Consider the following 7,053-nt stretch of genomic DNA (forward strand, 5'->3'; position numbering starts at 1 on the left):
CCTTTAGGCGCGGGGAGGATGTCAATGTGATGAGTCCGACGACAAACGCCAGCCGGATTTGACCACTTGCCGACTGCGGGCGATCACGAGGGCATCGTCGCCCACATCTTCGGTAACCGTCGAACCGGCCGCGATCGTCACCTGTTCCCCCAAAACCAAGGGCGCGACGAGGACAGAATTCGACCCCGTTTTACAGCCATTGCCGATGATGGTTTGGTGTTTATTCACGCCGTCATAGTTGGCGGTGATTGTCCCTGCGCCGATGTTGACGCGATCGCCCAAGGTCGCATTGCCCAGATAGGATAAATGGGCAATATTGGTTTTTTCCCCCACCTGCGTCTGTTTCAGTTCGACAAAATTCCCAATCCGACAGCCTTGGCCTAATTCCACATGACCCCGCAAATGGGCATAGGGGCCGATCCGCGTTGCCGCCGCCACGGTGCTATCGGTAATCACGGAATACATCACCGTCACATTCTCGCCAATCTGGCTATTTTCAATCAAACTGCTGGGGCCAATCCGGCAGCCTGTCCCAATCACCGTGTTGCCCCGGAGGTGGGTTTGGGGTTCGATGACGGTATCGGGAGCGAGGGTAACCGTGTCGTCAATGGTGATGCTGTCGGGGTTAATCAAGGTCACGCCCGCCCGCATCCAGTCGTCTTTAATCCGCACCTGGAGCATATCGGCGGCCTGGGCTAACTGGCGGCGATCGTTAATCCCGGTAATTTCTTGGCTATCCTCTACATCAACGGCCATCACTTGCGCCATCATCGCAAACACATCCGTCAGGTAATATTCCTGTTGGTCATTCTCGTTGGAGAGTTTGGGTAAAACGGCGGCGAGTTGGGGCCAGTGGAAACAGTAGACCCCGGCATTGATGCGGGGGGTTTGGCGTTGGGCCTCGGTGCAGTCGCGGTCTTCGATGATCTGTTGGACGTAGTTTTCGCCATCGCAAAACACGCGCCCGTAGCCTTTGGGGTTGGCGAGTTGGGCGGTGAGGAGGGTGGCGCTGTTGCGGTGGGTGCGGTGGGTTTGGAGGAGGGTGGCGATGGTTTCGGGGCGGAGGAGGGGAACATCGCCGTTGAGGATGAGGAGGTCGTCGTCCACGCCTTGGAGGGGGTCGAGGAGTTGTTGAATGGCGTGGCCGGTGCCAAGTTGTTCAGTCTGCTCGACGAATTCAACGCCCGGTAGGTGGCTGAGGGTGGTGCGGACGCGATCGCTCTGATACCCCACGATCACCAATTGCCGCGAAGGTTCCACGGCACGACAACTTTGTAACACCCGCTCGACTAAACTTTTACCGCCCAAGGTATGGAGCACCTTAGGTAAATCTGACTTCATCCGTGTGCCGCGCCCGGCTGCCAAAATTGCTACCGCTACCATAGTTTTATCAAGCTTAAATTTTTTAGATACTGTAAGGCTAGGAACTCAATGATCCAAGCAGTGATCCCCGCAAGGATCAGCGCCTTGAGGGCAACGGCCACAGAAACCCACGACGCTCCGAGCCGTCGTCTCTAAACTCCTGCCTAGATCATGCTCTGTTTTGAGTCCTAGGATTTCACGTTTTCCCAACAAAGACCGTTCCCATTGTCTTTGAAAAATGGCCCAATCGCCTAATCCTGATGGCATATTCTGACCTATTGCGCCTCTCCCAAGGCCAACTCAACACCTTTACCCAATGTCCCCGCCGGTATCAATACACCTACCACGAGCAATTGGGACGGCCCCTTGATCCCAACCGCCAGGAGAGTTTGACCTGGGGAAGTCAGTTCCATACCCTGATGCAACAGCGGGAATTAGGGCTGCCGGTGGAGGGGATGTTTGGTCCCGATGATCCCCTCGGTGTGACCTATCAGGCCTTGTTGGCGAAGCTGCCGGAACTGCGGGAGTCCGATCCGAATGTTGGCCGGGAGGCGGAACACCGTCGGGTTTTGCAGTGGCCCGATGTGGTGTTGACGGTGGTGTATGACCTGCTGCTGGTGACGGCCCACCAGGCGACGATTCTGGACTGGAAGACCTATCGGGATCTGCCGCCCCGTGAACAGGTGGAGCAGAATTGGCAAACGAAGCTCTATCCCTATGTGTTGGCGGCTACGTCGGACTATGCACCGGAACAGATTACGATGACCTATTGGATTGTGGGGGATGCGGAGAATGTGCGATCGCACACCTTCCCCTACAGCACCGCTGCTTATCTCGCCACCCAGACCGAACTTCGCCACATCGTCGCCCAGTTGCTCACCGCCGAGGAACAGTACCGCGACGACAACACCCCCTTTGCACAAGTGCCGGAAGCGAAGGGCCTGTGTCGCCGTTGCCCCTTTGTCCAATGTTGCGAACGTCAAGAAACCACAACATTTTCCCCCACCCAATGGCGAGAAATGATTCATAATGATCCGAATATCTGAAGCCTGTCGCCAGCATCTACGGCTTTTCTTCTCGGTTACGACGTTACGAAAGGGCAAGGGCATTTCCATCGACCCAAAGCCGTGCGATCGCATCAGGAGCAAGGCTTCCCACGCTCGACCCCTGTTCGCCACGGGTAAAGCTTTAGATTTTGTTCAGTATCCAGAATTTTTAATGCCGGATACTGGTAAGAAGAGAAGGATTATTTTTAGCTATTTACCCCTGCTCTTGCCAGACTACCCATGACCACTGCTCCCAATGACCTCAGAGTTCTGACCAGTCTGCAATTCATTAGCGCCCTGATCGCGATCCCGATCAGCTTCTTGATGGGAGTGCAAAAAATCGCCCTGATTGTACTCGGTGAGGCAGTCCAATCGGGCACAGACTGGATGACCAATGGGGCACTGCTGAACCAGGGCGCGATCGCCCTACTCTCGCTGGTGACGTTTTGTATGGGAATTGTAGCCCTGTATCTCAGTCTGTCCCTTCAGCACAATAACCGCCGCTTTGCCCTCTACGGCACGATGATCACCCAAGCGGTGCTCTGTGGTGCGGAGTTGGCGAAGTTTGGGTTTGGCGTGCGGGGGAATTTACTAACGATTTTGCTAGCGATCGCAATTTTAGGGTATCTCTACAAACCCCAGTGGGCCAGCATCGCCAAAAGTTTTCGCCAAGGCACGTTTCGTTTTCCTCAATCCCTGCAACTCGACTCCCCCCAACCCAATCCCCCCCAGCCTCCCAGCCCCAGCGATCCCCTTGATCCCGAACTTGCCCAACAGAATGATTAGCGTGGAGCGTTTCACCCGATGGAAATCCCGGCTTGGTTAATCATTGCGGGGGTGGGGATTGCGATCGCCGGCGGCATGAGTCGGCTTTCCCTGCGGGATGTCCAGTGGTTCATGCGCCTGCGCCGTCCCCCTTGGCTCACCTTTGAACGCTTCATTCCCCTGATTTGGATCACGATTTTAATCTGTGGCGGCTGGTCAGCCTATCTCGTTTGGCAAACCATCCCCGGCACAGCCCAGGCCTGGCAACTCATGGCCGGATATACCTTTCTCGAAGTGGTGATCATGGCCTATACCCCGGTGATGTGTCGCTGTCAGCGGCTCCTCGTCGGGGTTGCCATTGGTAGCTTTGGGGTCGTGGTGGGCGCAGGCTTAACGATCCTAGTCTGGCCGATTTCCCCGTGGGGCGGTGGGTTACTCTTGCCCTATCTGCTCTGGAGTCCTATCGGCACTTGGGTTACCTGGAAAATGGTGGCCCTCAATCCCGGTCAAGGTTAGCCTTGTTTTGCCCCGATCCAGGGGGTAGCTTGAACTAGAGACATCTAGCCGCATTCTGGGTACAAACTGATACAGTTCTTAACAAAGATACTCAGGAATCCGGAAACGGTTTAATCTAAAAACTGACTCAAAATACTTATTGAATTCGTTTAATCCATCGGCATTGCGCCACCTAAGACAAATCAATCAGGTGTAAACAGACCTAAACTTTCAGCCTGATCCGGTGGCTCACCCCACCGAACCACCGAGGCTGACGTTGATTGTTCCACTTGAGATTAAGCGGATTGTCATTAAATACACCTGTGTAAAACCGTGGATAGGAGATAACTGAGCAGACTATGACGATTACGGCAAGTGGTGGAAGTTCTCTAGCCCGCCCGCAACGATATCAAACGGTTCCCACGTCGGCGATCGCGCAGGCTGAACAACAAGACCGTTTCCCCGATATGCGGGAACTAGGCGAACTCAAGGCGTTTTTCGATTCTGGAAATAAGCGAATTGCGATCGCGCAAACCATTTCTCAAAACGCAGAGATCATCGTATCGCGGGCCGCCAACCGCATTTTTACCGGCGGCTCTCCCATGTCCTTTTTGGAAAAACCCCCCTCAGATGATGCCGAAACGAGTCCCGCCAGCGGCACGACTTCAGAAGGCGCAGACCCCGGCACGCTCACCTTCGTCGAAAGCGGCGGCGGCAACAGCGTGCTCGACAGCATCAAAAACCTGTTTTTGAGTACGGGGAATAAAATCGAAACGCCCACCGGGTTTCGCACGATTCCGATCAGCAAATATGGCCCCCGCAACATGCAAAAATCCCTGCGGGATTTGTCTTGGATGCTGCGCTATGTCACCTATGCGATCGTGGCCGGTGACCCGAATATCATCACGGTAAACGTGCGCGGGCTGCGGGAAATCATCGAAAACGCCTGTTCAAGTGCCGCTACGATCGTGGCGATCCAAGAAATGAAGGTAGCCGCTCGCAAATACTTCGCCACCGATGACGATGCGATCGCCCTCGTCTCGGAATACTTTGACGTGGCCCTCACTGAGTTTAAAGCCCCCCTCCCCTCGGATAAACTCCGTCAGCGGGAATCGGCCGATCAGCAAGGCTTGCAACTGCCCCAAAGCTACTTTAACGCCGCCGAACGTCGTCAAAAGTTTGTCATGAAGCCCGGCCTCTCCGCCTCGGAAAAAGGCGCGATCATCAAGGCTGCCTATCGGCAAATCTTTGAGCGGGACATCACCCGTGCCTATAGCCAATCCATTTCCTACTTGGAATCGCAGGTGAAAAACGGCGATATTTCCATGAAGGAATTTGTGCGCCGCTTGGCAAAATCCCCCCTCTATCGCAAGCAGTTCTTTGAGCCGTTCATCAACAGCCGCGCCCTTGAACTGGCATTCCGTCACATCCTCGGTCGGGGCCCCTCGTCCCGCGAAGAGGTGCAGAGTTATTTTGCGATCGTCTCCGCCGGTGGCTTAGGGGCGCTAGTGGATGCCCTCGTGGACTCCCAAGAATACTCCGACTATTTCGGTGAAGAAACCGTGCCGTACCTGCGGGGTCTGGGTCAAGAAGCCCAAGAATGCCGCAACTGGGGGATGCAACAAGACCTGTTTAACTACAGTGCGCCCTTCCGCAAAGTGCCGCAATTCATCACCACCTTTGCGAAATACGAGCAACCCTTACCGGATCAACATGTCTACGGTGCTGGTAATGACCCGCTGGAAATTCAATTCGGGGCGATTTTCCCGAAAGAAACCCGCAACCCCAACACCCGCCCGTCGCCCTTCGGTAAGGATACCCGCCGGATTCTGATCCACCGCGGCCCGGCCACCAATAGCCAAGTGAGCAATCCAGGCGCACGGGGTGAGTTCCCCGGTAGCCTTGGCGCGTCGGTGTTCCGTTTGGATCAGTTGCCCACTGGGAAGAAAGGCGTTAGCGTCAAATATTCCGAAAGCAGCACCCAAAAATTCCTGAACGCGGCCTATCGCCAAGTGTTCGGTCGTGAACTCTATGCGGGTCAACGTTTGACCTTGGCGGAGATTAAGCTGGAAAACGGCGACATCACCGTGCGCGAGTTCATCAAGGCCCTCGCGAAGTCTGAGGTGTTCCGGAGCCTCTATTGGTCGTCGATGTATGTCTGTAAGTCGGTGGAATATATTCACCGCCGCCTGTTGGGTCGCCCGACCTATGGCCGTCAGGAAATCAACGCTTATTTTGATATCTGCGCCAAGCAGGGTTTCTATGCCTTGATTGATGCGATCGTTGATAGCCAAGAATACACCGAAGCCTTTGGGGAAGATACGCTACCCTATGAGCGGTATGTGACTCCGGCCGGGATGCAAATGCGGATGGCGCGTCCGGGGGCGCTGAAGCCCGATTTTGCGACGCAGGTGACGGCAGAAACAACGCCGCGCTTTATCGAACTGGGTCAGGTTCCGGCGAATCGGACGGAGCCGGATGTGAGTTTCCGGGTCAACCAAGGGGTGACGGCGCAGCGGCAACAGACGAAGCTGTTCAAGCTGACGAATTTGAGCGACAAGGTGGCGTTGAAGAATGCGATCGCTGCTGCCTATCGTCAAATCTTCGAGCGCGACCTCGCCCCCTACGTGATCCAAACCCAATTCACCGCCCTCGAAAGCAAACTCGGCAACGGCGAAATCACCGTCAAAGAGTTCATCGAAGGTCTCGGTCGCTCGGAACTCTACCTCAAGGAGTTCTACACCCCCTACCCGAACACGAAGGTGATCGAGTTGGGAACCAAGCACTTCCTCGGTCGTGCGCCCCTCAACCAAAAGGAAATCCAAACCTACAACCAAATCCTCGCTACCCAAGGCATCAGCGCCTTCATCGGAGCGATGGTGAACGGGATGGAATACCTGCAATTGTTCGGCGAAGATACCGTGCCTTACCGTCGTTTCCCGACGCTCCCGGCGGCGAACTTCCCGAACACCGAGAAGCTCTACAACAAGCTCACGAAGCAAGACAGCGAAGTGGTTGTCCCCAGCTTTGAGCCGGTCGGCATTCGCTAACCTAAAATTCTCGATTTAACTCAAAACCCCCTCGGATTGAGGGGGTTTTTTAGTGCTAAATCGGGACAATATCACCTCAATGCGATCGCTATAATACAAATAAATTAAATGCGGCGAGACATCAGGCGCGATCCGGATGTGTTGTGATGGGTGGCGATCGCAGGGTTAATTACATGGAGACAATTGAAGAAAAAGTGGTAGTGCATTAATGCACGGGACGGAGGAAAATCAGGCTACACAACTACGATAACTAGGGAGACAAGCTCATGGCTATTGAGATGACCTGTCCGACCTGTGGGTCTCACGATATCTCCAAGAACGGCACTAGCCACCGA

Annotated in this window: 5 protein-coding genes; 4 read left to right on the forward strand and 1 reads right to left on the reverse strand. The window is 54.9% G+C overall.

Annotated features, from left to right (window positions below):
* Nucleotides 1-21 precede the first annotated feature (21 nt).
* Complete coding sequence (glmU, locus tag PN477_RS00430) at nt 22-1,383, reverse strand: bifunctional UDP-N-acetylglucosamine diphosphorylase/glucosamine-1-phosphate N-acetyltransferase GlmU (protein ID WP_272117836.1); 1,362 nt, start codon at nt 1,381-1,383, stop codon at nt 22-24.
* 239 nt (nt 1,384-1,622) lie between these two features.
* Here glmU and PN477_RS00435 point away from each other — a divergent pair, with 239 nt between their 5' ends.
* The 4 genes from PN477_RS00435 to PN477_RS00450 all read left to right on the forward strand — a co-directional run bounded on the left by PN477_RS00435 (nt 1,623) and on the right by PN477_RS00450 (nt 6,718).
* Nucleotides 1,623-2,408, forward strand: coding sequence for a PD-(D/E)XK nuclease family protein (locus PN477_RS00435; protein WP_272117838.1), 786 nt, complete (start codon nt 1,623-1,625; stop codon nt 2,406-2,408).
* Nucleotides 2,409-2,648: 240 nt separating this feature from the next.
* Entirely contained in the window at nt 2,649-3,194 is a 546-nt protein-coding gene (locus tag PN477_RS00440) for a hypothetical protein (protein WP_272117840.1), read from the forward strand.
* An 18-nt stretch (nt 3,195-3,212) separates the two neighbouring features.
* The gene (locus PN477_RS00445) at nt 3,213-3,689 is read left to right on the forward strand and encodes a TspO/MBR family protein (RefSeq protein WP_272117842.1); all 477 of its coding nucleotides are present in this window, start codon (nt 3,213-3,215) and stop codon (nt 3,687-3,689) included.
* Between the two features lie 338 nt (nt 3,690-4,027).
* Nucleotides 4,028-6,718 carry a phycobilisome rod-core linker polypeptide gene (locus tag PN477_RS00450; protein ID WP_272117845.1) on the forward strand — a complete coding sequence of 897 codons (2,691 nt, stop codon included), beginning with the start codon at nt 4,028-4,030 and terminating at the stop codon, nt 6,716-6,718.
* Nucleotides 6,719-7,053 lie beyond the last annotated feature (335 nt).

This window comes from Spirulina subsalsa CS-330 (assembly GCF_028330765.1).
Lineage (GTDB): Bacteria > Cyanobacteriota > Cyanobacteriia > Cyanobacteriales > Spirulinaceae > Spirulina > Spirulina subsalsa_A.